The following is a 21,792-nucleotide window of genomic DNA, read 5'->3' as shown; positions in this document are numbered from 1 at the left end:
ATTAAGGACTTCTTAAGTATGCGTCCTCAATTCGGCTTTTGCGTCGGCTTGCCGTCGATCTTGGGGAGGTCGCCGGCAGAAGCGGAAAGATCCCCGCCGCCATTGGCGCGACGTGCCATCTCGACCGTCAGCCGCTCGGCGGCCTCGGGCGACATCAGGCCGAGGATGTCGGACATCTTTCGCGGCGCGATCTGGCTGGCGATCTCGATCAATACGCCCATCTCGAGCCGGTCGAACACCCGCGCGGCGTCCTTGGGCTTCATGCCCTCGTACGTGGTGATGAGGCCCTTCATGCGCTGGGCTTCGGCGGCCTTCTGCTCGGCTTGCGTCGTGGAGATGCGGGATTCCACCGCCTTCATCTCCTCGACCTTGTTTTCGATGCGCTTCTCGGCCGACTTCAGCAGGCTCTCGCGGATATCGATCTCGCGCTGACGGGCCTCGATCTCCTGGCGACGTGACTGCAAGCGCTCCAGGATCGCGCGTTCCGAGGCCGAAACCTGCGGCTGGGCCTCCTCGACCTTGACCACGGTGCCCTCGGGCTTGGATTCGGGCGCGGCCGGCTTGGGCGCCTCCGCCGGCGCGCTGTGCGTCGAACCCGTGATGTCAGGGTCCTCGCGACCCGTCGGGAAGTTCAGATTTTCCTGCGCCCAGGACTTCTTCACCGCGTTCGGCTGGTAGTCGAAGACATAGCCGCCATTGATCACGAGACCCGCGACCTTCAGCGTGGCGAGCCCTGCGACCGCCACCAGGACGACCGGAATGACGCGGATGTTACGAAAGGACTTCATACCCTGGCTTTATGCGGCAAGACCGTTGGACCCAAGACCGTTGGACCTTCGTCGCTCGGAGAAGGCTTCGGCCGCCGCCGCCACCGCCTTCGCGGCGGACGGCTTGGCCACGGGCGCGGCCGCCATTTCCGGATTCGCCACGGGGCGCGCGGCGATCGCGATCTTGGAGAGCCGGCGCACCACGTTATCGGCTTCGCCGAGCTGCTTGTAGAGCTGCTCGGACATCTGCGTGGCGGCAGCAAGCTGGCTGCCGAGATTCTCGTTGACGTCGCGAACCGCAAGCTTCAGCCCGCCGATCGCCCGCTCGGCGATCTCGGTCGCGGTGATCAACTCGCCGATCACCGCTTTCAGCGAATGTTCGTCCGCCTTCAGCCGCGTCAGCCGCTTGTTGAGCAGGATGCAGTAGCCGATCGTGAGCATTAGCAGGATGGCCACCAGCGTCTCGATCGCCATTCCTAGAGAGTGGTTCATGGGGCCTCCATCATCTTGTTCTGTTCGTCCACCTTCTCGAACATCGCAAGTGTCGTACTTGGCTTGCGCAGGGGTTTCGTCACGCGGATCGCGACGCGGTCGCCGACCCGGCCCATGCGTCCCTCGGTCAGGGTGACGTCGCCGCAGCGCACGGTGACGTTGGCATCCGCGCGCATATCGAGCGGCAGGGTGTCGCCGACCTTCAGCCGCATCAGCTGCTTGAGCGGGATGTCGGCCTCGTAGAGCACGGCATCGACGGCGATCTCGGCCTGGTTGATCTCGGTGGCGAAATGGCCCTCCCAGATCGTGTCGCGGCCGAATTTTTCGCCCATGAACATCTGGAGCAGAACGGCCCGGATCGGCTCGATGGTCGCGTAAGGCAGCAGCAGCTCGATGTTGCCGCCGCGATCTTCCATGTCGATGCGCAGGCGCACCAGGATGGCGGCGTTGGCGGGACGGCTGATCGCGGCGAAACGCGGGTTGGTCTCGAGCCGATCGATCGTGAAGGTCACCGGCGACAACGGCCGGAACGCCTGCTCGGCGTCGGCCAGCACCACCTCGACCAGCCGCTTGACCAGCTCGGTCTCGATCGTGGTGTAGGGCCGGCCTTCGATGCGGAGCTGGCTCGCGCCGCGGCGGCCGCCGAGCAGCACGTCGATCATCGAATAGATCAGGCTGGAATCGACCACCGCCATGCCGAAATTGTCCCACTCCTCGGCCTTGAACACCGAGAGCACGGCAGGCAGCGGGATCGAGTTCATGTAATCGCCGAAGCGCACCGAAGTGATGCGGTCGAGCGAGACTTCGACGTTGTCGGAGGTGAAATTGCGCAAGCTTGTCGTCAGCAACCGCACCAGGCGGTCGAAGACGATTTCGAGCATCGGCAGACGCTCGTAGGAGACCATCGCCGAATCGATGATGGCGCGAATGCCGGAATGGTCGTCGAGCGTGACATCGCCGACGGTGAAGCCGAGGAGATTGTCGATCTCCTCCTGCGACAGCACCCGCTCGCCGGAGTTCTTGCCGGTGCCGAGATCGCGGCTGCCGTCCTCGACCATGGCCGCCCATTGCAGGGCCATGGTCTCCGATAATTCGTTTTCGGCAGCAGCCTTTGCGGCCTCCGCGGGATCCTCGGAATCGAGCGAGGCCTCCCATTGGGCGGCAATTGCATCCTGGTCCGGTTGGTCGTTGCCTGCCATGATCCCTAGCCCACCCTGCTCACTGGATCACGACTTCCTTGAACAGCACCGCGCTGACCTGGATCGGCGAGACCGCCGCGTTGACACGCTTGGTCAGCTCTTCCTTGAGGCGAAAGATGCCGGCGGAGCCGTTGAGGTCGGAGGAGCGAAGTTCGCGCACATAGGTCTGGAAGATGTCGGTGATGCGCGGCATCGTCGGCTTGATCGCCTCGATCTGCTTCTCTTCCTTCAGCTCGAGCACGATTTTCAGCTTCAGATATTGCACGCGCTCGCCGGGCGCACCGGCGAGGTTGACCATCATGTCAGGCACGTCGACGAAGGCCGGCGGCTTCGGCGGAGGCGCGGCCTCGGCGTGATGCTCCTCGTCACCGTGGCGGAAGAAGAAGAAATAGGTCGCAGCGCCGCCACCGAGGACGGCGAGCAGGCCGACGGCCATGATGATGAGCTTGAGCTTGTTCTTCGGCGGAGCGGCTTCCGCGCCTTCGGCGGCTCCGCCGCCTTCCGCTTCATTCTCTGCCATGGTGGATAGGGCTCGCTCATCTCAAAAAGGGTCGAAAGAGCGAAGCCTCCTGGCAGACAGTGACGCGATACAAATGCCCCAGCGCAAAGCGCTCCTCTTACATGCAAACGCTACGGTAATAATGGTTAACGGAACCTTTCGATTGGGACTCCACTAGGAAAAATCTGCCGGGCAAACATGGCTAACAGAACCTTTCTGCCCCCCGCCGGAGGCCCCGAAAAATAACCAAGTTATTGTAATTGCGCAATTTTCTGCGTTGGCACGACTTTCGCTGAGAGAGGACCGAGACCCGATGGTTTGGGAGAACCGGATGGTCTCGTTCACGGGGTCCGCCACGGCGCTTGGGAGAGCACGCTGGCAGATCCCACTCAGGGGAGATTTCCGATGCAGAACGCGCTTCTGATCGGCTTGTCACGGCAGATGACGTTGGAGCGGCAGATGGATGTCATCGCCAACAACGTCGCCAACGTTAACACCAACGGCTTCAAGGCCGACCATTCGCTGTTCGAGGAGTTTCTCAACTCGAACGCGCATGAGGACAATTTCGTCAGCTCCGACCGCCGGGTCTCCTATGTGCAGGACCGCGGCACCTACCGCGACATCGGCCAGGGGCCGATGGAGGCGACCAACAACCCGCTCGACATGGCGATCAACGGCAACGCCTATTTCGCCGTGCAGGCCAATGGCGGCGAGCGTTACACCCGCGACGGCAAATTCTCGCTCAACAGCACCGGCCAGCTCGTCACCTCGGACGGCAACCTCGTGCTCGGCACCGGCGGCCCGATCACCTTCCAGCCGACCGATCACGACATCAACGTCGCCCCCGACGGTACCGTCACGGTGCTCGAAGGCTCGGCAAAGACCGACTCGATCCGCGGCAAGGTCCGCATGGTGTCGTTCGACGACCCGGCCAAGCTGACCAAGCTCGGCGCCAATCTCTACGGCGCCGGCTCCGCCAACCAGCAGGCCGACACCAAGTCGACCGTGCAGCAGGGCTACATCGAGAAGTCGAACGTGAATTCGGTCGGCGAGATGAGCCACATGGTCGAGGTGATGCGCAGCTACACCGCCATCGCCAACCTGCTCCAGCAGCAGAGCGACCTCCACAAATCGGCGATCGAAAAACTCGCCGACGTTCCGGCCTGATTGAAGGAAAACTGACATGCAGGCGCTTCACACCGCAGCGACCGGAATGGCGGCACAGGAACTCAACGTTCAGGTGATCTCCAACAACATCGCCAACTTGCGCACCACCGGCTTCAAGAAGCAGACCGCGGCGTTCCAGGACCTGATCTACGAGCACGTCCGCCGCGTCGGCGCCCAATCGTCCGACCAGGGCACCATCCTGCCGGTCGGCGTCGATATCGGCGGCGGCGTCAAGACCGTCGGCACACCGCGCAGCATGACGCAAGGCACGCTGTCGCAGACCGGCAACGATCTCGACACCGCGGTCTCGGGCGAAGGCTTCTTCAAGATCCTGATGCCCGACGGCACCTACCAGTACACCCGCGACGGCACCTTCCAGATGGACAATCAGGGCCGCATCGTCACCGCGCAGGGCAACCCGGTACAGCCGACGATCACGATCCCGAACAACGCTTCGGGCATCACCGTCAACGTGCAGGGCCAGGTCTCGGTGACGCTGCCGGGCTCGACGAGCAATACCGTTCTCGGCCAGATCGGCTTGACCCGCTTCATCAACAAGGCGGGCCTCCAGCCGGTCGGCAGCAATCAGTTCACCGACACGCCCTCCTCCGGGCCGCCGCAGGACGGCACCGCGACCGCCGAAGGTTATGGCACCATCACCCAAGGAAGCCTCGAGCAGGCCAATGTCGACGTCGTCTCGGAGATGAGCGACCTGATCGCCGCGCAGCGCGCCTACGAGATGAACGCCAAGGTGATCAGCGCTGCCGACCAGATGATGCAATCGACCACGGCGCTGTTCCGCTGAGGTGATGATGATGATCCGCACCACCCTCGCCACGATCTCCGCCCTGCTCGTGCTGACACTGCCGGCGCAGGCCGCCGACGACGGCATCGCCGCGCCGACGCTGCGCGCCAGCGTCACCGTCACCTCGGACGTGGTGCGGGTCGGCGATCTCATCGACAATGCCGGCTCGGCCGCGCTGATCCCGGTCTACCGCTCGCCCGATCTCGGCACCACCGGCGCGCTGCCGGTCGCCCAGGTGCTTTCCGTGTTGCGCGGCAAACAGGTGATCGGCGTGATGACCGGCGACATCAAGCAGGTGTCGGTCACCCGCCTCGCCCGCACGCTCGCCAACAAGGATCTCGAAAACGCAGTGGCCTCCGCGCTCGAGCGCCGCTTTGGCCTCGGCGAAGCCGCCAACATCACCGTCACCTTCGACCGCGGCGTCTCCGACATGCGCCTCGATGCCTCCAACACCGGCACGCTGCAGCCGGTCGCGACCCGCTACGACGCCCGCAGCGGCCGCTTCGACATCGCCTTCGAGGTCAACAACGACAACAATCCGGCGCCGACTAAGCTGCGCCTCAGCGGCACCGCGATCGAGACCGTCGAGGTCGCCGTCCTGACGCGCGACATCGAACGCACCGAGATGTTGAAATCCTCCGACGTCTCACAGGAGCGCCGGCCGAGGTCAGAAGTGACTGGCGAGGCTGCCACGCGCGACCGCGCGGTCGGCATGCAGCTTCGCCGGCCGATGCGCGCGGGCACGCCGATCCGCGTCGCCGACATCGCAAAGCCCGAATTCGTGCAGCGCGACCAGAACGTCACTGTCATCTACCAGGTGCCGGGCCTCTACCTCACCACGCGCGGCAAGGCGATCGAAAGTGGCGCCGAAGGCGACACCGTCAACGTGCTCAATTTGCAATCCAAGCGCACGCTGACCGGGGTCGTCACCGGCCGCGGCCAGATCACGGTGCAGGGCGCGAGCCAGGCGCCACCGATGGCGCCCGCGGTCGAGCCGGCCGACCAGACCTCGTCCCTCCAGCGCGAAACGCCGGCGCCGACCGCACCGGCACCGGTGTCGCCGACCAAAATTTCGCAAGCCCAGATCCCCCCAGCCCAGTTCGTGCAAGCTCAAGCAAAGTCAGAGTAAGTCATGTCCGCTTTCAGTTCGGCTTCCCGTCTTCGTCGCGTCGCACTCTCTGGCGTGCTGCTGGCAACTTCAGCACTGGCAAGCGGCTGCTCCTCGATCGACCGCCTGTCGCAGATCGGCGAGCAACCGAAGCTGTCGGCGATCGACAATCCGACGACGCAGCCCGGCTACAAGCCGGTGCAGATGCCGATGCCGAAGCCGGAAGTGGCCTCCTACAATCCGAACTCGCTGTGGCGCAACGGCAGCCGCGCGTTCTTCAAGGACCAGCGCGCGACCCATGTCGGCGACCTCCTGACCGTGACCGTGAACATCACCGACAAGGCCAACCTCTCCAACGAGACCCAGCGCAGCCGAACCGCCAAGGAAGATTCGGGAATTACCGACTTTATCGGCAGCCAGACGGTCACGCAGCCGCTCAAGATCCTGCCCGGTCGCCTTCTCACAACCGACTCGACCGCCTCTAGCGACGGCAAGGGCTCGGTCAATCGCCAGGAAGCGTTGCAGACCAACGTCGCCGCGGTCGTGACGCAGGTGCTGCCGAACGGCAACCTCGTGGTCGAAGGCAAGCAGGAGATCCGGGTCAATTACGAAATCCGCGAGCTCATTGTCGCCGGCATCGTCCGCCCCGAAGACATCCAGAGCGACAACACCATCGATTCCAGCAAGATCGCCCAGGCCCGCATCGCCTATGGCGGCCGCGGCCAGATCATGGACGTGCAGCAACCGCGCTACGGCCAACAAGTCATGGACGTTCTGCTGCCCTTCTAGCCTTCTCCCGAGCTCCCACATCGTGTTCGCGAACCTAGGCGCGAGCGACGATGTACGACGCGGCCCTCGCTAGCTCCCCTGGCGAGGGCCGCATGTATTTTGGCGGCGCCATGATTACGAGCCGCGCGTTTGCAGGCAGACACGAGGCTCAGGCGCCGCAACACACTCCGTCATTGCGAGCGCAAGCGAAGCAATCCAGAATGCCCGCGCTGATGCAGTCTGGATTGCATCGTCGCCAACGCGCCTCGCAATGACGGTGTTTTTGCGTGTATGCTGTGCCCGGGACCCGCGGCGCGCTGATTGTCCTGAAAGCCGTCATATAAAGGCTACGCCGCACCGTTTCATCAAAGGGAAGAAACAATGAATCGAATGCTGATCAAGCTTGCCATTGGCGCCACTCTGCTCTCCGGCATTGCGGTGCCTGTACAAGCAGCGCCTGAACTGTCGCTGGCCCGCATCGATTGCGGCACGCCGCAGGCGCCGACAGCCGTCAACGAGCGCTTCTCGGATACCTACGCTTACGGCGATCTCAAGCTTCAGTTCGTCTTCAGCTGCTATGTCATCAAGCATGGTGACGATTACATGCTGTGGGACACAGGCCATGCCACGACGGCACCCAATGTCGCCCCCAAGGTGAGCCTGGTCGACAACCTCGCCAAGATCGACGTCAAACCCGACCAGATCAAATATGTCGCTATCAGCCACTATCACGCCGATCACACCGGCCAGATCGCTTCATTTCCGAAAGCAACATTGCTGATTGGCGCCAGGGAATGGGATGCGATCTCCAGCCCCAAGCCGCCCGAGGGCGCTAACTTCAAGCCGTTCGAGAGCTGGATCAAGGGTGAGAGCAAGGTCGAGCCGCAAGCCATCGACAAGGACGTCTTCGGCGACGGCACGGTGATCATGCTGCGCACGCCGGGGCATACCGCGGGCCATTCCAGTCTGCTGGTCAAGCTCTCGCAGATGGGCCCCGTCATCATCACCGGCGACGCGGTCCACTTCCGCGAGAACTTCGATTCGGTCGGCGTGCCCTCATTCAACTACGATCGGGCCCAGACCGTGGCGTCAATCGAGCGTCTCAAGAAGATCGCGGCAAATCTCAAAGCCACGGTCATCATCCAGCACGATGCGCGCGACGTCGACAAGCTGCCGGCTTTTCCCGCATTCGCCAAGTAGAAGGCGACCTCGAGCCTGCGAGCGCCTATACTCCGTCATTGCGAGCGTAGCGAAGCAATCCAGACTGCCTTCGCGGAAAGTCTCTGGATTGCTTCGTCGCGAAGGGCTCCTCGCAATGACGAGGCGACAAGGTCACGTAAACTCCGCCTCAACTGTCCCCAGCCCGTCCAGCTCCATCCGCACCTTGTCGCCGGCCTTCAGCCAGAGCGTCTTCACCAGGCTTCCCGTCAGCACCAGCTGCCCCGCATGCAGGCCCTTGCCGTCGGCGGCGAGATGGTTCGCGAGCCAGGCGAGTGCGTTGTGGGGATGGCCGAGCACGTCGGCGCCGGTGCCATTGCTCACCTCCTCGCCGTTGACCAGCGCGCGGCCTTTGACCGCCTTTAGGTCCGGCACGGACGAGCGCGGAACGGACGGACCCAGCACGCAGCCGGCGGCGAAGAAATCATCCGCAATCAGCGTCGGCGCGCCCATCGTCTCCCACTTCACGTAGCGGTCGTCGACGATCTCGATCGCGGGATGATAGGCCTCGACGGCTTCGCCGACCCATTCGGCCGTGAACGGCGCCTCACCGGCCGCAAGATCGCGCTTCAGCCGGACCCCAATCTCGCATTCGACGCCGACGCGGACATAATCGGCAGCCGCGAGCTTGACGCCGCTGTCATGCACTCCCTTCTGGAATACGCCGCCAGCGCAGGGGTGCGGGATGCCGATATAGTCCTGCATCACCTGGCTGGTGCAGCCGATCTTGTAGCCGACCAGAGGCCCGACATTCTTCAATAGAAGATCATGCAGCGCGCGCTGGACCTGGTAGCCCTGCTCTTCGTCGGCCGGGGGAACCTCCAGCGCCGCGAGCGGCGCATGGTTCCGGCGCGCGAGCGCGATCGCTTTTGCGGCTTCGAGAATTTTGTCCATCGGCGCCGGCTCCCACGCTACGCGATCATGCGGCAGTGGAGCACCCCCGCCCGAGCCTGACAAGCGCAAGCCGCGGGCGGCTTTACGCCTTGACCAGGCCGAGCCGGATCAGGCTCTCGGCCGTCGAAAGGATCGCCTCGTCGTTGGAACGCGCCTGCCAGCCAAGGACTCGCCTCGCCTTGGTGCTGGTGGATCGGCGCACGTTGCCGAGGCTCGGCACGACCGCACGCAACAGCGGAACCCGGGTCGCGGCAAGGCGCACCACCCAATCCGGCGCCTGCAAGCGCGGAACACGGCGCGCCCGGGGCCCAAGTTCCCGCCGCAGCACCTTGGCGATGTCGAGGATCGACAGCGTTTCGCCGGAGACCGCGATGAAGCGCTCGCCTTTGGCCTCCGGCGCAGTCATCGCCCGCAAATGCAGGTCGGCGACGTCGCGCACGTCGACCAGTCCGAAATAAACCCGCGGTACCGCCGGCATCACGCCATCAAGCAGCGATTTGACGATCTCGATCGAGCCAGAAAAGTCCGGTCCCAGCACGGGACCGAAGATCCCGACGGGGTTGATCACCGACAGCTCGAGCCCGCCGCCCTCGCGCGCGACAAAATCCCAGGCCGCCCGCTCGGCCAGCGTCTTGGACTTGACGTAGGGCTGCACATCCGCGCCATCGAGATTGGTCCATTCGGTCTCATCGAACGGTTGTTCCCGCGGCGGATGGCCATACCCGATCGCTCCCAACGACGAGGTGATGACGACGCGCTTGACGCCGGCCTCGCGCGCGGCGCGCAGCACCCGGAGCGTGCCGTCGCGGGCCGGGATGATCATATCGTTCTCGTCCTTCGGGACGGTGGTCGACAGCGGCGAGGCGACGTGGAGCACGTAGTCGCAGCCGGCGACCGCCTCGCGCCAGCCATCGTCCCGGACGAGGTCGGCGGTAAAGAAGGACAGGCTTTCAGGCGAAGCCGCCCCGCCCTCGCGCAGCATGGTGAGCACATCGGCTTGCCGGTCCGGCCGGCGCAACGTCGTCCGCACCGTATCGCCGGCAGCCAGAAGCTGAAGGATGACGTGAATTCCGACGAAGCCCGAGCCGCCGGTGACCAGAACAGTGCTCATTGGCAAATCCCCTCGTTGCGCGGGCCGGCAAATTGGTTGCGCCAATATCCTGCTTAAGCCCCTGCCAAGGGCCGCATCTGGTCACTATCTCCCGGGGGAACAAGTAGAATGAATGTCGAGACCGGTATGGAAAGCCTGACCAGTGCTTGCGAGGACGACTGCGATTGCACTCCCGACCCGGCCCTCCTCGCCGACTTCAAGCACGCCATCCACGTGCTCGGCGGCAAGTGGAAGCTGGAGATCCTGTTCGCGTTGATGAACGGGAGCGTGCGCTTCGGCGCATTGCGGCGGTCGATCGGCGGCATCATCCAGCACATGCTGACCACCCAGCTGCGCGAGCTCGAGCAGGCTGGGCTGGTGTCGCGAACCGCCTTCGCCGAGAAACCCTTGAGGGTCGAGTACGAGCTGACCGATGCGGCTTACGGGCTGCTGCCGGCGTTTAAGGAAATATTGAGCTGGTCGAAGCTTTATGGGGGAGCGAACCTTGCTGTGACGCACGAGACATGATTGCGGCGAAACTTGATGCTGCTTGATCGACGTTTCAACGTTCGAGTCGATCCCTTTGATGCGACTCGCAAAACCTCCCGCTCCTGAAGTGAAGGCTTCTTCTCATCTGAACTCACGTGAGTTCGGAGGAACCGACTCTAGCCCTTTGATCGTGATTCATTATTCGCGATTGCGCGTGCATACCGAGGCGTCGACCTGCACGCAGCAGGCAACATGCTGACCAGGGCGCGAAGCGGCGCCTGCGTCCAAAAATAAAGAGCCGCACGCGGCGGCTCGATCTTTACTCGTCGCGATAGACCTTCTCGCGTTTCTCGTGGCGCTCCTGCGCTTCCACCGAGAGCGTCGCGATGGGCCGGGCCTCGAGCCGCTTCAACGAGATCGGCTCGCCGGTATCCTCGCAATAGCCGTAGGTGTTGTCCTCGATACGCTGGAGCGCGGCGTCGATCTTGGCGATCAACTTGCGCTGGCGGTCGCGGGCGCGGAGTTCGATGGCACGGTCGGTTTCGGACGAAGCCCGATCGGCGAGATCGGGGTGGTTCACATTCTCCTCCTGCAACGCTTGCAGGGTGAGCTTGGACTCTTTGAGGATCTCATCCTTCCAGGAGAGGAGCTTCAAACGGAAGTACTCCTTCTGCCGATCGTTCATGAAAGGCTCTTTTTCGGTCGGTCGGTAGTTTTTCAACTTTTCCAAGGGCGGCCTATCTTCTTAAGCAACGACTCGTGAACGGAACGGAGTCCGTTGAGCCGGGGCTTATATAGCGACCTCCCGTGACAGACAATATTTCCTTAATGGCGCAGTTACCGCCCCCAAGCCCTTGCACAGGAAGGTTTATCCCGAAGACCCCGGGGGCGGCCAAGAACTCAGTAATAACTCAGTAGCCGACCGTGAAACGCTGCCTCAAATGGGCCGGCCGCTCGATCTCGTCGGCCAGCGCAATCGCGTAGTCGGCGAAGCTGATCCAGCTCTTGCCGTTCGCATCTGCGAGAAGCTGGTCGGTCCCGAGCCGGAACCTGCCCATGCGTTCGCCCTCGACGAACAGTGCCGACGGCGAGATGAAGGTCCAGTTCAGGTCCTTTTCCTGTCGCAGCAGGTCGAGAAAGGCGGAGCCCGCCTCCGCCTCGGCCTTGTATTGGGCCGGAAAACCGGGGGTTGTGACCAGTTTCACCCCTGGAGCGACCTCGAGGCTGCCCGCCCCGCCGACAACGAGATAGCGTCCGACACCGGACGCCTTGGCAGCGCCGATCAGCTTGTGCGCGTCGCTGGCCAGGAAGTGCACGGAGCTGACAGCGGCATCATGCCCGGCCCACAGCTTGGCGAGGCCCGCCTGATCGAGCACGTCCCCCTTGGTCGGCGTGACATTGGGCAGGCCCGCGATCTTCTCGGGGTTCCGCGCGATGGCCGTGACGCTATGCCCACGGAGGGACAGTTCCTTGGTGATCTCCGAACCTGCCCGGCCCGAGGCACCGGCAACTGCGATTTTCATGGAAGGCTCCTTTGCTCTTGTCGCAACTACTCTTGGTAACTACCAGTTACTAGATATCGTAACGAATGCTGGTGTTAAGAGCGCACTTTGTGCTTACCTGATTACGCAGGAGTAACCGGCGAGCGGAGCACGGGGAACGCAGATGAAACCCAACGTCTATGCAGCAGACTGTCCGACACGTCAGATCCTCGACCGCGTCGGCGACAAATGGGCGGTCCTGATCCTGTTGCTGCTGCGCGAGGAGCCGATGCGCTTCAATCAGTTGCGCCGCACGATTGAAGGCATTTCGCAGAAGATGCTGAGCCAGGTTCTCAAGTCGCTCGAACGCGACGGCCTGGTCAAGCGCCACGCCATCGCGACCGTGCCGGTGACGGTGGAATACTCGATCACGCAGCTTGGCGTAACGCTCGCCGCCGCGGTCGATCCGTTGCGCGATTGGGCCGAAGAGAATCTGAAAGACGTGCTCACCGCCCAGCGCCGCTACGACGCGCAGCTGAAGGAAGAGGCGGCGTAAGCGTGAGGCAAGCTGAAAGGGGACCCGTCATCCAGAGGCGCGAGCAGCGCGGTGCACAGTGACGGATTTTCCGTCAGGCCTGCCCGGCCTTCGCCAGTTCGACCTCGACGCGCAGCTCAATCTCGGAGAGGACGGAATCGAGGCCGGGATCGCCGGAGGATGATTTCAGGTTCGCAGCAGCATCGCGCAGCCGCATCACCGTGGACGCGTCGAGATTGCCGGACAGAAGTCCCATCTTGAGATCGTCGAGCACATCGAGCGCAGTCTTGCCGCGGGTGACCGAGCGCTTGCGGCGTTCGACCGGATCCTCCTCGATGCCTTGCAGCGCGAGCAGCGCATCGATGTTGGCGGACGCCTTCGGCGCGGCAGCGGCCCGCGTCTCCTGCGCCGAGGAGGTGTCGGGCAACGCGAACGTGCCGGAGCTGGTCCGCCTGGCCTGGCTGGCCGGCGTTCCAAGCGTGGTGCCATTCGGTCCGTAGATGCGCATCGAAGCAATCCGGGTGATCGATGCCCTCACCATCGCTGTTTTATGGTTAACGGTGCGTAAACGGCCCGGCAAAATCTGCCGAGAGGCGGCAGTTTCGCTCCTGACGGCGAACGCCAACTGGCATCGATCGAAGGAGATTTATTCAACCTATTCAACTGCGTAACCCTGCTTCCCCGAATTGGCACAGCACTCGCAAGGAAAGCGTCGGACCAGCTCGTCATGGGAGTGTCGAGAGGGTCCGAGATTTGAGGAGCCTCGGGGAGCAGAGGATGCCAGGCGTTCGTTCGGTTAGGATTCTTAGCGGGGTTTTTGGAGTGGCCTTCGCCGCGCTGTCAGCGCTGGCGCTTTCGGCTGCGCCCGCAAGCGCGACCTCGCGCATCAAGGATCTCGCCAATATCGAAGGCGTGCGGCAGAACCAGCTCATCGGCTATGGCCTCGTCGTCGGCCTCAATGGCACCGGCGACACCCTCAACAACATCCCCTTCACCAAGCAGTCGCTTCAAGCGATGCTCGAGCGCATGGGCGTCAACATCCGCGGCGCCACCATCCGTACCGGCAACGTCGCCGCCGTGATGGTGACCGGCAACCTGCCGGCCTTCGCGACCCAAGGCACGCGCATGGACGTCACCGTCTCCGCGCTCGGCGACGCCAAGGACCTGCGCGGCGGCACCCTGCTCGTAACCCCCCTCCTCGGCGCCGACGGCAACGTCTATGCGGTCGGACAGGGCTCGCTCGCGATCTCCGGCTTCCAGGCCGAAGGCGAAGCGGCGAAAATCGTGCGCGGCGTTCCGACCGTCGGGCGCATCGCCAACGGCGCCATCATCGAGCGCGAGATCGAGTTCGCGCTCAATCGCCTGCCGAACGTGCGCCTCGCACTGCGCAACGCCGACTTCACCACCGCCAAGCGCATTGCGTCCGCGATCAACGACTATCTCGGCGTCAAGAGCGCCGAGCCGATCGATCCCTCGACGGTGCAGCTTTCGATCCCGCCGGAGTTCAAGGGCAACGTGGTCGCCTTCCTCACCGAGATCGAGCAGCTCCAGGTCGATCCGGATCTCGCCGCCAAGATCGTCATCGACGAACGCTCGGGCATCATCGTGATGGGCCGCGACGTCCGCGTCGCAACCGTCGCGGTCGCGCAAGGCAATCTCACAGTCACGATCTCCGAGAGCCCGCAGGTGAGCCAGCCCAATCCGCTGTCGCGGGGACGGACCGTGGTCACCCCGCGGACCGGCGTCAGCGTCGTCGAGGACGGCAAGAAGTTCGCCGTGGTCAAGGATGGCGTCTCGCTCCAGCAGCTCGTCGACGGCCTCAACGGCCTCGGCATCGGCCCCCGTGACCTCATCAGCATCCTCCAGGCGATCAAGGCCGCGGGCGCGATCGAAGCCGACATCGAGGTGATGTGATGCAGACCGGCATGATCAATACCGCGCCCGCCGTGACCTCCCCGGCCTTCTCGGTGGAGAGCCGCAACGGCCGGCCTGACTTCGACCTGGCCGCCGCGCTTCAGAAGGTCCCGCCGCAGCAGCAGGCCAAGGCGCAGAAGACCGCCACCGATTTCGAGGCGATGTTCCTCAACAGCATGTTCTCGCAGATGACCTCGGGCCTGAAGGGCGAAGGCCCGTTCGGCGACACGCCCGGCACCGGGGTCTGGCGCTCGATGCTGACCGAGCAATATTCCAAGAACTTCGCCAAGGCCGGCGGCGTCGGCGTCGCCACCCAGGTCTACCGCACCCTGATCATGCAGCAGGCCAAAACCATCCGCACGGCATAAGGTCTTTTCGACATGAACCACTTCAACGCGTCACGTCAGCCGATGCCTGCGCAGCGCCCCAACAACACGCCCGGCAGCGCCGAGGCGCGCAAGCTCGCCGAGGACCTGATGGACGCGATGAGCGCCCTGCTCGGGCTGATCGAGCGCGAGACCGAGTTCGTTCGCGCCGGCAAGGTTCGCGAAGCCATGATGCTCGAGAGCCAGAAGCAGGAGCTGTCGCGGCGTTACGTCGGGGCCGTCAGCCAGTTGAAGGCGAGCCAGGCCCAGCTTGCGAAATCCGCGCCCGAGTTGCTCTCGACCCTGCATCGGCATCACGACGCCTTCCGCGCGATGCTTCAGGTCAACCTCACCGTGCTTGCGACCGCGCATGCGGTCTCCGAGAGCGTCGTGCGTGGCGTCAATGCCGAGATCCAGAAGCGCAACGTGCCGAACACCTATACGGCGGCGGGACGCCGCGCCACGCCGGGCCCGCGCCACATCACGCCGCTCGCGGTCAGCCGCACGCTCTGAGCGCGCGCGAAAACAGCCGACAATTTTACGAAAAACCGCGCGGCGTTCTCGTCGCGCGATTAGGCACGTTTCCTTACCGGGTCTTCAAACCTGGTGTTCCATGGTTGCGTATTGAGAGGGGTTGGGATTTGACTCACGCGAGGCAACCAGGAGGCTGCCATGAGTACAGATTTCAGCATCAGGCCGGTGGGGATACCGGCACCAGCGCAGATCGTAACGACGTCGAATACGGCGGCGAACGATGCCGTGCAAACCGATTTGCCAGCGAGCCAGACGGTGGCCGCAGGCGACGCGGCCGCGCCTGCGCGCAATGATCTGCCGAGCAGCGAAAACGTTTCGCGCCAGGTCGTGTTCGACCAGGCGGCGGCATCCTTCGTCTTCCAGGTCCTCAACGAGAAGACCGACGCGGTCGTCAATCAGTTTCCAGACGAAGCGATGCTGCGCCGCCGGGCCTATTTCCATGCGCAGGATCTGAAGTCGGAGCCCTCGCGTCCGCTCAATACGGACCTCAGCGCCTGAGGCGTTGACGCTCAGGTGTCGAGCGTGGCCTGGGCCGTATCGAGATAAGTCGAGCCGGTCGCGGGATCGGTGACGACGTTCTTGATCTGCGCCGTGCCAGTGTCGGTCAGCGTGAACTTCGTATTGCCGAAGCGGAACGAGGAATCCTTGATCAGCACCTGCTGGTACTGGGACGTCCCGTCGCTCTGATAGTGGACCTGCGCGCGAAACCCGTTGACCTGCGAGACGCTGAGCGAGAATTTTTTGCCGTCCGAGTAAGTACCGGACCAGTTGCCCTGATACAGCGACGAGTCGACCGGGACGTATTTCGACGAGCCCGTCGTGCTTGAAAGGACGTTGGACTTATACGCGGTCGACAAGATGCTCATGATGTCGGCCATGACAAAGTCTCCGTCAGGGCCGTCCGGACAGGCCGGCAGCGATATTGCGGTTGATCTCAATCAGCGGGCGGAAGTGATCGAACTGCGGGCTCATCTGGAGCGCCGCGGTCTGGCTCAGCACGAACACGCTGATATTGGCGATCTTCTGCCGGACGTCGAGCGGCTGCGGATTGTTCTCCCGCATCGCCTCGCTGAGGAAGATCGTCCAGAGCTTGCGGTTGAACATCAGGGCATGCGTGGTCTGCTCACTGAACGGGTCGGCGTTGTTGATCGCATCCTGCAGCTTGTTCGCAGCCTTGAGCAAGGTTTGCGCCTCGACGTCGCGAGGAGATGCGGTGGTCGTTGCAACACGCGCGTAGGCCGAGGCAGCAGAATTCGACATCAATCACACCTTGGAAGCTTCCTAGCCCGTTGAACAGGCTTAAGGATTTCTTTCCCAACCCTAGGCAGTACCGCTTAAGATTTGCTTACGTGTGCGCCTGGAAGCACTCCGGACTATTACGGGTCGCGGAGTCCTTCGTCGGCCTAACGCTAGATGCGCGCGTGCATGCTGTAAACGTGCTTCGCATGATGCGCGCCAATCTCAGCTAATCTTGTCTTAGCGATCTCCCTCAAAAGAACGGCGGGACATTAGCCCCGCCGCGATATCTCGAAGTTCGATCCAGTGCCGCGAAATTAGCGGAGCAGCTGCAGCACGCTCTGCTGCGACTGGTTGGCCAGCGACAGCGCGGAGACCGCGATCGACTGACGGGTCGACAGCGCCTGGCTGTTGGCCGCCTCCTCGTTGGTGTCGGCGAGCGTCAGATTCGACGAGCCGGTTTGCAGCACGTTGATCAGGTTCTTGGAGAAGTCCTGACGCACCTGCACGATCGAGAGGTTCGAACCGAGCGCGGACCCTTCCGACCGCAACGTGCTCGAGGCCGCGTTCAGGCTGGTCAACACCTTGTTTGTGGCACCGTTGTCGATGAAGTCCGTGCCGGGCACGAGATTGCTGAGGCCGAGACCCGCCGCGTTGAAGACCACACCGTTGATGCCGAGCGTGGAGCTGCCGGTCTCGTTGAAGACCAGCTTCAGCGTATCGCCGTTCAGCAGGTTGACGCCGTTGAAGGACGAGTCCTGCGACGTCGTGTCGATCTGCGCCAGGATGTTGTTGAACTGGCTGACCAGGCCGGAGCGCGCCGTCTGCGCCACGGGATCCTGGATCGGCGGCTGCGCGGTGGTAAAGGCGAGCACGCCAGTGAGGGTGCCGCCGACCGCGCCGCCGGCGGTGCTTGAGCCGAGGGTCGAGGACGCGTATTCGTTGACGGTGGTCACCGTCAGCACGCCGTTGGCATCGATCGTCGCTGTCAGGTGATTCGCCTGAAGCTGGACGTTGAGCTGGTCGAGCGTCTTGACCGTGCCGTTGGTGCCGTCGCCGAAGGTGACGTTGACCGGCGTGCCACCGTTGAAGGACGTGAAAGTTAGGGTCTTGCCGCTGACACCACCAACGCCAGAGGTGCGCGCCGCGCTGAACGCGGTCGCCGTTCCGGTGTTGCCGCTGAGGCCGAAGGCACTGAGCGCGTTGCCGGTACCGGTGATCGAGAGGTCGGCATTGATGCCGGTCGAGAGCGCCAGCTGGCCGCTGGAGTTCACCGACGACGGGATCTGACCCGCGGTGGTCGCGAGAGTCGCGGCACCATTGAAGATGCTGGCGGTCTTCACGCCGGTGGCAAGGTCGAACGAGTTGAGCAGGTCGGTCAGATTCGCGCTCTGGATATAGACGGTCGAGTTGCCGTTGCCGTCGGTGACGACATTGCCATTGACGCCATAGCCGGAGGCCACGCTTGCTGCCGACTGCGGCGTCTGCGCGTTCTTGAAGGTGATGGTGTGGCCGTCGATATTCAGCGTCGAGCCGTCCTGGACCAGCGAACCCAGCGAGCCCGCGGTCGTCGACCGGTTCGCGGTCACACTGGCATTGCCCGCACCGGTCGCGGCCGTCAGACCAAGGGCGTGGAGGAAGTCGGCCTTGCCCGCCACGCTCAGATCGGCGCCGGTCGAGCTCTTCAGCGTCACCGCGCCCGCAGTGATGGACGATGGAGTCTGAACTGTACCGACCGTCGTGCCGCTCGTCGCGATGGTCGCCGCGCCGGCGCTGATCGTCGCACTCTTGACGCCGCTGGCGAGGTCGATCGCGCTGAGGACGTCGTTGACGGTCGCCTTGGGTGCCGCTGCCGTTCCCTCGTAGACGATCGAGTTGCCGTTGCCGTCGGTGGCAATGCTTCCGCTCGCATTGAGGCCCCAGCCGGTAGGCTGGGTCGTCGGTGCGGGGCCGGTGCGGAAGGTGACGGTCTTACCGTTCACGGTGATGGTGTCGCCGTCCGCGGGCGGCGTGCTGAATGTGGTGGATGTCGTGGTGCCGACCAGCGTGTCCGTCCCGGCGAGCGCAGTGGTGTTGTCGGCGGCGTTAACCGCGGTACCGACCGACGTACCGGCACTGGAACCGAGCGAGGCGCCGAGCGCGGCAGCTGCCGTCACCGGCGTGACGCCGCCGGCCGCACCGGTATAGAGCACGTTGCTGTTGGCGGTCGCGCTGGCATAGGAGGTCGTGCCGCGCAAATCGGCCGGCGTCGCACCGGGAATCGTGGTCGAGACGTTGGACTTGGTCGAGTAGCCGACCGTGGTCTGGAGCGCCTGGTTGGCGATCGACTTGGCCGAGTCGATCAGCTTCTGGAGCGAAGTGATGCCGGTATTGGCCGCCTGGAGCACCTGCACACCGTTATTGATGCCGTCCAGGAGGTTGCTGATGTCGCTCGCCCGGTTGTCCAACCCCTGCGCCGTGAAGAAGTTGGTGGGATTGTCGAGCGCCGTGTTGACCTTTTTGCCGGTCGACAGCCGCTCCTGCGTCGTGGCGAGCAAGTCGGCCGTCGACTGCAGCGACAACAGGTTCTGGCGAACGGACGCCGAGAGAACGATGTTGGACATTGGCAGGTCTTCCTCTTGAACCGGATACGAATCGGCCGCGCGGGTCTGGAAGCGGGCGTTTGTCCAGTTTTAGGGGCTGTCCTTTAAAGTATGGTTAACGGCGGTTTAAGGGATAGGGTTAATGGCCGGTGAACGCCCCTTCCCGCCCCTGCACGCAAAAGAGGGCGGCGGGGCAAAAGCCCCGCCGCCCGGTTTTATTTAGTGATTTCAGCTACTTATTAGCGGAGCAGCTGGAGCACGCTCTGCTGCGACGTGTTGGCCAGCGACAGCGCGGAGACCGCGATCGACTGACGCGTCGAGAGCGCCTGGCTGTTGGCGGCTTCGACGTTGGTGTCGGCCAGGGTCAGGTTGGACGAGCCGGTCTGCAGCACGTTGATCAGGTTCTTGTTGAAGTCCTGACGGATCTGCACCACCGAGAGGTTCGAACCGAGAGCCGAAGCTTCCGAGCGCAGCGTGCTCGACGCCGAGTTCAGGTTGGTCAGCACCTTGTTGGTCGCAGCGTTGTCGATGAAGTCGGTGCCGACGGTCAGCGACGCCAGGCCCAGACCCTTGGAGTTGTAGGTCACACCGGTGATGTTCAGGCTCGACTTGCCAGTCTCGTCGAACACCAGCTTGAGCTGGTCGCCGTTCAACAAGTTCACGCCGTTGAACGAGGAGTCGACCGAGGTCGTGTCGATCTGGTTCAGGATGTTGTTGTACTGCGAGACCAGATTTGCACGGGCCGACTGCGCCACCACGTCCTGGACCGGGGTCGAGGCAGTCGTGAACGTCAGCGACGAGGTCAGCGTGCCACCAATCGCACCACCCGCGACCGTGGAGCCGATCGTCGAGGACGCATAGTCGTTGGAGGCGGTGATGGTGAGCTGACCGTTGGCGTCGATCGTCGCGGCCAGGTTGTTGGCCTGGAGCTGCGTGTTGAGCTGATCGAGCGTCTTGACCGTGCCGTTGGTGCCGTCACCGAAGGTGACATTGACCGCCGTACCGCTGTTGAAGGCGGTGAAGGTCAAGGTCTTGCCGGCGATGCCACCGTTGCCTGAGGTACGGGCCGCGGTAAAGGCCGAGGCCGTACCGGTGTTGCCGGCGAGACCGAACACCTGCAGCGCGTTTCCGGTGCCGGTAATCGCCAGATCGGCATTGACGCCGGTCGAGATCTTGAGCTGGCCGGAAGTGTTGATCGACGAAGCCGTCTGACCCGACGCTGTCGCCAGCGTGCCACTGCCACTGCCGTTCAGCGTAAAGGTCTGCACTCCCGTGGCAAAGTCGATTGCCTTGAGAACGTCGGCAACCGAGCCGGCCTGGAGATAGACGGTCGAGTTGCCGTTGCCATCGGTAACGACGTTGCCCGACACGCCCTGAGTGGCCGCAAGCGAGGCGGCAGCCGGCGTCGGCGCGTCCTTGAAGGTGATGACATGGCCATCGACATTCAGGGTCGAACCTGATGAAGGCAGCGATGACAGCGTGGTTGAGCTCGTGGTGCGAGCTGCGCTGGCGGTCACGTTGCCGGCGCCGGTCGCGGAGGTCAGGCCAAGCGCCTTCAGGATGTCGGCCTTGCCAGTGATGCTCAAGTCGGAACCAGTTGTGCTCTTCAGCACGAGCGCGCCGCTGCCGTTGACCGTCGAGGGGCTCTGGCCGGCGTTCGGCGTGAGAGTGCCCGCAACGTTGCTCTGCACACCACTCGCAAGATCAACCGCGGTCAGCACGTCGCCAATCGAGGCTTTCGTGGTCGAGCCGAGGTAGACGGTGACGTTGCCGCTGGCGTCGGTGTAGACGTTGCCCGTGGTCACGCCTACAGATGTCGCAACCTGGGTCAAGCCGGTCGGCAGCGTGGTCGGCTGGTCGCCCGCAGCAAACGTAATGGTCTTGCCGTTGACGGTAAGCGTGTCGCCCGCCGCGACACCAGCATTCGCGTCGCCCGCCGCTGCGCCATTCAAGAGCTTGGCGGCGGTCGTTGCAGCGTTGATGACGGTGCCGGTGTCGGTCCCCGCAATGCCGCCTAGCGTTGCGCCGGAAGCTGCGGCGGTTACGCCGCCGGGAGCACCGCTGTAGAGCACGTTGCTGTTTGCGACTGCGCTGGAGAAGCTGGTGGTGCCGCGCAGATCAGCCGCCGTCGCGCCGGCGATCGTGGTCGAGACGCTTGACTTGGAGGAATAGCCGACAGTGGTCTGCAGCGCCTGGTTGGCGATCGACTTCGCGCTGTCGATCAGCTTTTGCAGCGAGGTCAGACCGGTGTTGGCAGCCTGCAGCACCTGCACGCCGTTACCGATGCTGTCGAGCAGATTGTTGATGTCGCTGGCACGGTTGTCGAGCGACTGTGCGGTGAAGAAGTTGGTGGGATTATCCAGGGCCGAGTTGACGCTCTTGCCGGTCGACAGACGGTTCTGTGTGGTGGCGAGGAGGTCGGCGGTGGACTGGAGAGAGAGCAGGTTCTGGCGAACCGACGCAGAGAGAACAATACCGGACATAACTCTTACCCTTCTGGTTTACGCGTCTTCGTTCGATCGCTTCGGATCGAGTGACGGGGACAGCGTGCCGCGACATGGCTAACAAAGGGTGAAATGCGCTGCGCTCGTATAAGCACCGGTTCACCATAAACCGACGGCAGGCGTTGGCAGCACCAGAAATCCGACT

Annotated in this window: 25 protein-coding genes; 12 read left to right on the top strand and 13 right to left on the bottom strand. The window is 63.5% G+C overall.

Translation table 11 applies throughout. The annotated features are described in order from the left end of the window. Positions 1 to 26: 26 nt before the first annotated feature. The 4 genes from ACPPVR_RS14805 to fliL are packed head-to-tail and all read right to left on the bottom strand — an operon-like array spanning position 27 to position 2,978. Entirely contained in the window at positions 27 to 788 is a 762-nt protein-coding gene (locus ACPPVR_RS14805) for a MotE family protein (protein WP_426614929.1), read from the bottom strand. A gap of 9 nt (positions 789 to 797) precedes the next feature. After that, on the bottom strand, positions 798 to 1,259 hold the full coding sequence (locus ACPPVR_RS14800; protein ID WP_426614928.1) for a DUF6468 domain-containing protein: 462 nt from the start codon (positions 1,257 to 1,259) through the stop codon (positions 798 to 800). Next, complete coding sequence (fliM, locus tag ACPPVR_RS14795; protein WP_426614927.1) at positions 1,256 to 2,458, bottom strand: flagellar motor switch protein FliM; 1,203 nt, start codon at positions 2,456 to 2,458, stop codon at positions 1,256 to 1,258. The genes ACPPVR_RS14800 and fliM overlap by 4 nt, the downstream gene beginning before the upstream one ends. Positions 2,459 to 2,477: 19 nt before the next feature. Beyond that, entirely contained in the window at positions 2,478 to 2,978 is a 501-nt protein-coding gene (fliL, locus tag ACPPVR_RS14790) for a flagellar basal body-associated protein FliL (protein ID WP_426614926.1), read from the bottom strand. A 384-nt stretch (positions 2,979 to 3,362) separates the two neighbouring features. Between fliL and flgF the strand changes: the two genes are divergently transcribed. The 5 genes from flgF (at position 3,363) to ACPPVR_RS14765 (ending at position 8,005) form a co-directional block, all read left to right on the top strand. After that, complete coding sequence (flgF, locus tag ACPPVR_RS14785) at positions 3,363 to 4,124, top strand: flagellar basal-body rod protein FlgF (protein ID WP_426614925.1); 762 nt, start codon at positions 3,363 to 3,365, stop codon at positions 4,122 to 4,124. A 16-nt stretch (positions 4,125 to 4,140) separates the two neighbouring features. Beyond that, entirely contained in the window at positions 4,141 to 4,929 is a 789-nt protein-coding gene (flgG, locus tag ACPPVR_RS14780) for a flagellar basal-body rod protein FlgG (RefSeq protein ID WP_426614924.1), read from the top strand. 10 nt (positions 4,930 to 4,939) lie between these two features. After that, on the top strand, positions 4,940 to 6,058 hold the full coding sequence (gene flgA / locus ACPPVR_RS14775; protein WP_426614923.1) for a flagellar basal body P-ring formation chaperone FlgA: 1,119 nt from the start codon (positions 4,940 to 4,942) through the stop codon (positions 6,056 to 6,058). Positions 6,059 to 6,061: 3 nt separating this feature from the next. Next, positions 6,062 to 6,826 carry a flagellar basal body L-ring protein FlgH gene (flgH, locus tag ACPPVR_RS14770; protein ID WP_426614922.1) on the top strand — a complete coding sequence of 255 codons (765 nt, stop codon included), beginning with the start codon at positions 6,062 to 6,064 and terminating at the stop codon, positions 6,824 to 6,826. A gap of 360 nt (positions 6,827 to 7,186) precedes the next feature. Next, the gene (locus tag ACPPVR_RS14765; RefSeq protein WP_426614921.1) at positions 7,187 to 8,005 is read left to right on the top strand and encodes an N-acyl homoserine lactonase family protein; all 819 of its coding nucleotides are present in this window, start codon (positions 7,187 to 7,189) and stop codon (positions 8,003 to 8,005) included. 132 nt (positions 8,006 to 8,137) lie between these two features. Here ACPPVR_RS14765 and ACPPVR_RS14760 read toward each other — a convergent pair whose 3' ends face one another. Together ACPPVR_RS14760 and ACPPVR_RS14755 are read right to left on the bottom strand one after the other, a co-directional pair. After that, on the bottom strand, positions 8,138 to 8,917 hold the full coding sequence (locus ACPPVR_RS14760) for a 2-keto-4-pentenoate hydratase (protein ID WP_426614920.1): 780 nt from the start codon (positions 8,915 to 8,917) through the stop codon (positions 8,138 to 8,140). Between the two features lie 82 nt (positions 8,918 to 8,999). Next, complete coding sequence (locus tag ACPPVR_RS14755) at positions 9,000 to 10,028, bottom strand: SDR family oxidoreductase (RefSeq protein WP_426614919.1); 1,029 nt, start codon at positions 10,026 to 10,028, stop codon at positions 9,000 to 9,002. A 108-nt stretch (positions 10,029 to 10,136) separates the two neighbouring features. On the opposite strand from ACPPVR_RS14755, the gene ACPPVR_RS14750 reads away from it, so the two are divergent. Continuing rightward, positions 10,137 to 10,535, top strand: coding sequence for a winged helix-turn-helix transcriptional regulator (locus ACPPVR_RS14750; protein WP_426614918.1), 399 nt, complete (start codon positions 10,137 to 10,139; stop codon positions 10,533 to 10,535). Between the two features lie 280 nt (positions 10,536 to 10,815). Here the strand turns inward: ACPPVR_RS14750 and dksA are convergent, their stop codons facing one another. Next, positions 10,816 to 11,181 (bottom strand): RNA polymerase-binding protein DksA, encoded by a 366-nt coding sequence (dksA, locus tag ACPPVR_RS14745; protein ID WP_247439393.1) that lies wholly within the window; start codon positions 11,179 to 11,181, stop codon positions 10,816 to 10,818. Positions 11,182 to 11,407: 226 nt separating this feature from the next. Then, the gene (locus tag ACPPVR_RS14740) at positions 11,408 to 12,019 is read right to left on the bottom strand and encodes an NAD(P)-dependent oxidoreductase (protein ID WP_426614916.1); all 612 of its coding nucleotides are present in this window, start codon (positions 12,017 to 12,019) and stop codon (positions 11,408 to 11,410) included. Between the two features lie 142 nt (positions 12,020 to 12,161). Between ACPPVR_RS14740 and ACPPVR_RS14735 the strand changes: the two genes are divergently transcribed. Then, positions 12,162 to 12,533, top strand: a complete 372-nt coding sequence (locus ACPPVR_RS14735; protein WP_426614915.1) for a winged helix-turn-helix transcriptional regulator — start codon at positions 12,162 to 12,164, stop codon at positions 12,531 to 12,533. Positions 12,534 to 12,606: 73 nt separating this feature from the next. Here ACPPVR_RS14735 and ACPPVR_RS14730 read toward each other — a convergent pair whose 3' ends face one another. Beyond that, on the bottom strand, positions 12,607 to 13,020 hold the full coding sequence (locus tag ACPPVR_RS14730; protein ID WP_426614914.1) for a flagellar assembly protein FliX: 414 nt from the start codon (positions 13,018 to 13,020) through the stop codon (positions 12,607 to 12,609). On the opposite strand from ACPPVR_RS14730, the gene ACPPVR_RS14725 reads away from it, so the two are divergent. The 5 genes from ACPPVR_RS14725 (at position 13,013) to ACPPVR_RS14705 (ending at position 15,823) form a co-directional block, all read left to right on the top strand. After that, complete coding sequence (locus ACPPVR_RS14725; RefSeq protein ID WP_426614913.1) at positions 13,013 to 13,183, top strand: hypothetical protein; 171 nt, start codon at positions 13,013 to 13,015, stop codon at positions 13,181 to 13,183. The two genes, ACPPVR_RS14730 and ACPPVR_RS14725, sit on opposite strands and share 8 nt — an antisense overlap. A gap of 106 nt (positions 13,184 to 13,289) precedes the next feature. Then, positions 13,290 to 14,426 (top strand): flagellar basal body P-ring protein FlgI, encoded by a 1,137-nt coding sequence (locus tag ACPPVR_RS14720; protein WP_426614912.1) that lies wholly within the window; start codon positions 13,290 to 13,292, stop codon positions 14,424 to 14,426. Continuing rightward, entirely contained in the window at positions 14,426 to 14,794 is a 369-nt protein-coding gene (gene flgJ / locus ACPPVR_RS14715) for a flagellar assembly peptidoglycan hydrolase FlgJ (protein ID WP_426614911.1), read from the top strand. The genes ACPPVR_RS14720 and flgJ overlap by 1 nt, the downstream gene beginning before the upstream one ends. A gap of 12 nt (positions 14,795 to 14,806) precedes the next feature. Further along, positions 14,807 to 15,304 carry a hypothetical protein gene (locus ACPPVR_RS14710; protein WP_426614910.1) on the top strand — a complete coding sequence of 166 codons (498 nt, stop codon included), beginning with the start codon at positions 14,807 to 14,809 and terminating at the stop codon, positions 15,302 to 15,304. A 159-nt stretch (positions 15,305 to 15,463) separates the two neighbouring features. Then, positions 15,464 to 15,823 carry a hypothetical protein gene (locus tag ACPPVR_RS14705; RefSeq protein ID WP_426614909.1) on the top strand — a complete coding sequence of 120 codons (360 nt, stop codon included), beginning with the start codon at positions 15,464 to 15,466 and terminating at the stop codon, positions 15,821 to 15,823. A gap of 11 nt (positions 15,824 to 15,834) precedes the next feature. On the opposite strand, the gene ACPPVR_RS14700 is transcribed toward ACPPVR_RS14705, so the two are convergent. The 4 genes from ACPPVR_RS14700 to ACPPVR_RS14685 all read right to left on the bottom strand — a co-directional run bounded on the left by ACPPVR_RS14700 (position 15,835) and on the right by ACPPVR_RS14685 (position 21,626). Next, on the bottom strand, positions 15,835 to 16,203 hold the full coding sequence (locus ACPPVR_RS14700; RefSeq protein ID WP_426614907.1) for a hypothetical protein: 369 nt from the start codon (positions 16,201 to 16,203) through the stop codon (positions 15,835 to 15,837). Positions 16,204 to 16,216: 13 nt separating this feature from the next. Further along, positions 16,217 to 16,585, bottom strand: a complete 369-nt coding sequence (gene flaF, locus ACPPVR_RS14695) for a flagellar biosynthesis regulator FlaF (protein ID WP_426614906.1) — start codon at positions 16,583 to 16,585, stop codon at positions 16,217 to 16,219. 293 nt (positions 16,586 to 16,878) lie between these two features. Beyond that, on the bottom strand, positions 16,879 to 19,164 hold the full coding sequence (locus ACPPVR_RS14690) for a DUF1522 domain-containing protein (RefSeq protein WP_426614905.1): 2,286 nt from the start codon (positions 19,162 to 19,164) through the stop codon (positions 16,879 to 16,881). A gap of 218 nt (positions 19,165 to 19,382) precedes the next feature. Then, positions 19,383 to 21,626 carry a DUF1522 domain-containing protein gene (locus tag ACPPVR_RS14685; RefSeq protein WP_426614904.1) on the bottom strand — a complete coding sequence of 748 codons (2,244 nt, stop codon included), beginning with the start codon at positions 21,624 to 21,626 and terminating at the stop codon, positions 19,383 to 19,385. Between the last annotated feature and the right edge of the window lie 166 nt (positions 21,627 to 21,792).

The sequence above is a fragment of the Bradyrhizobium sp. McL0616 genome (assembly GCF_049993385.1).
GTDB lineage: Bacteria > Pseudomonadota > Alphaproteobacteria > Rhizobiales > Xanthobacteraceae > Bradyrhizobium.
Note: the sequence above shows the minus strand (reverse complement) of the source record. Positions and strands in the feature narration are given on the sequence as shown.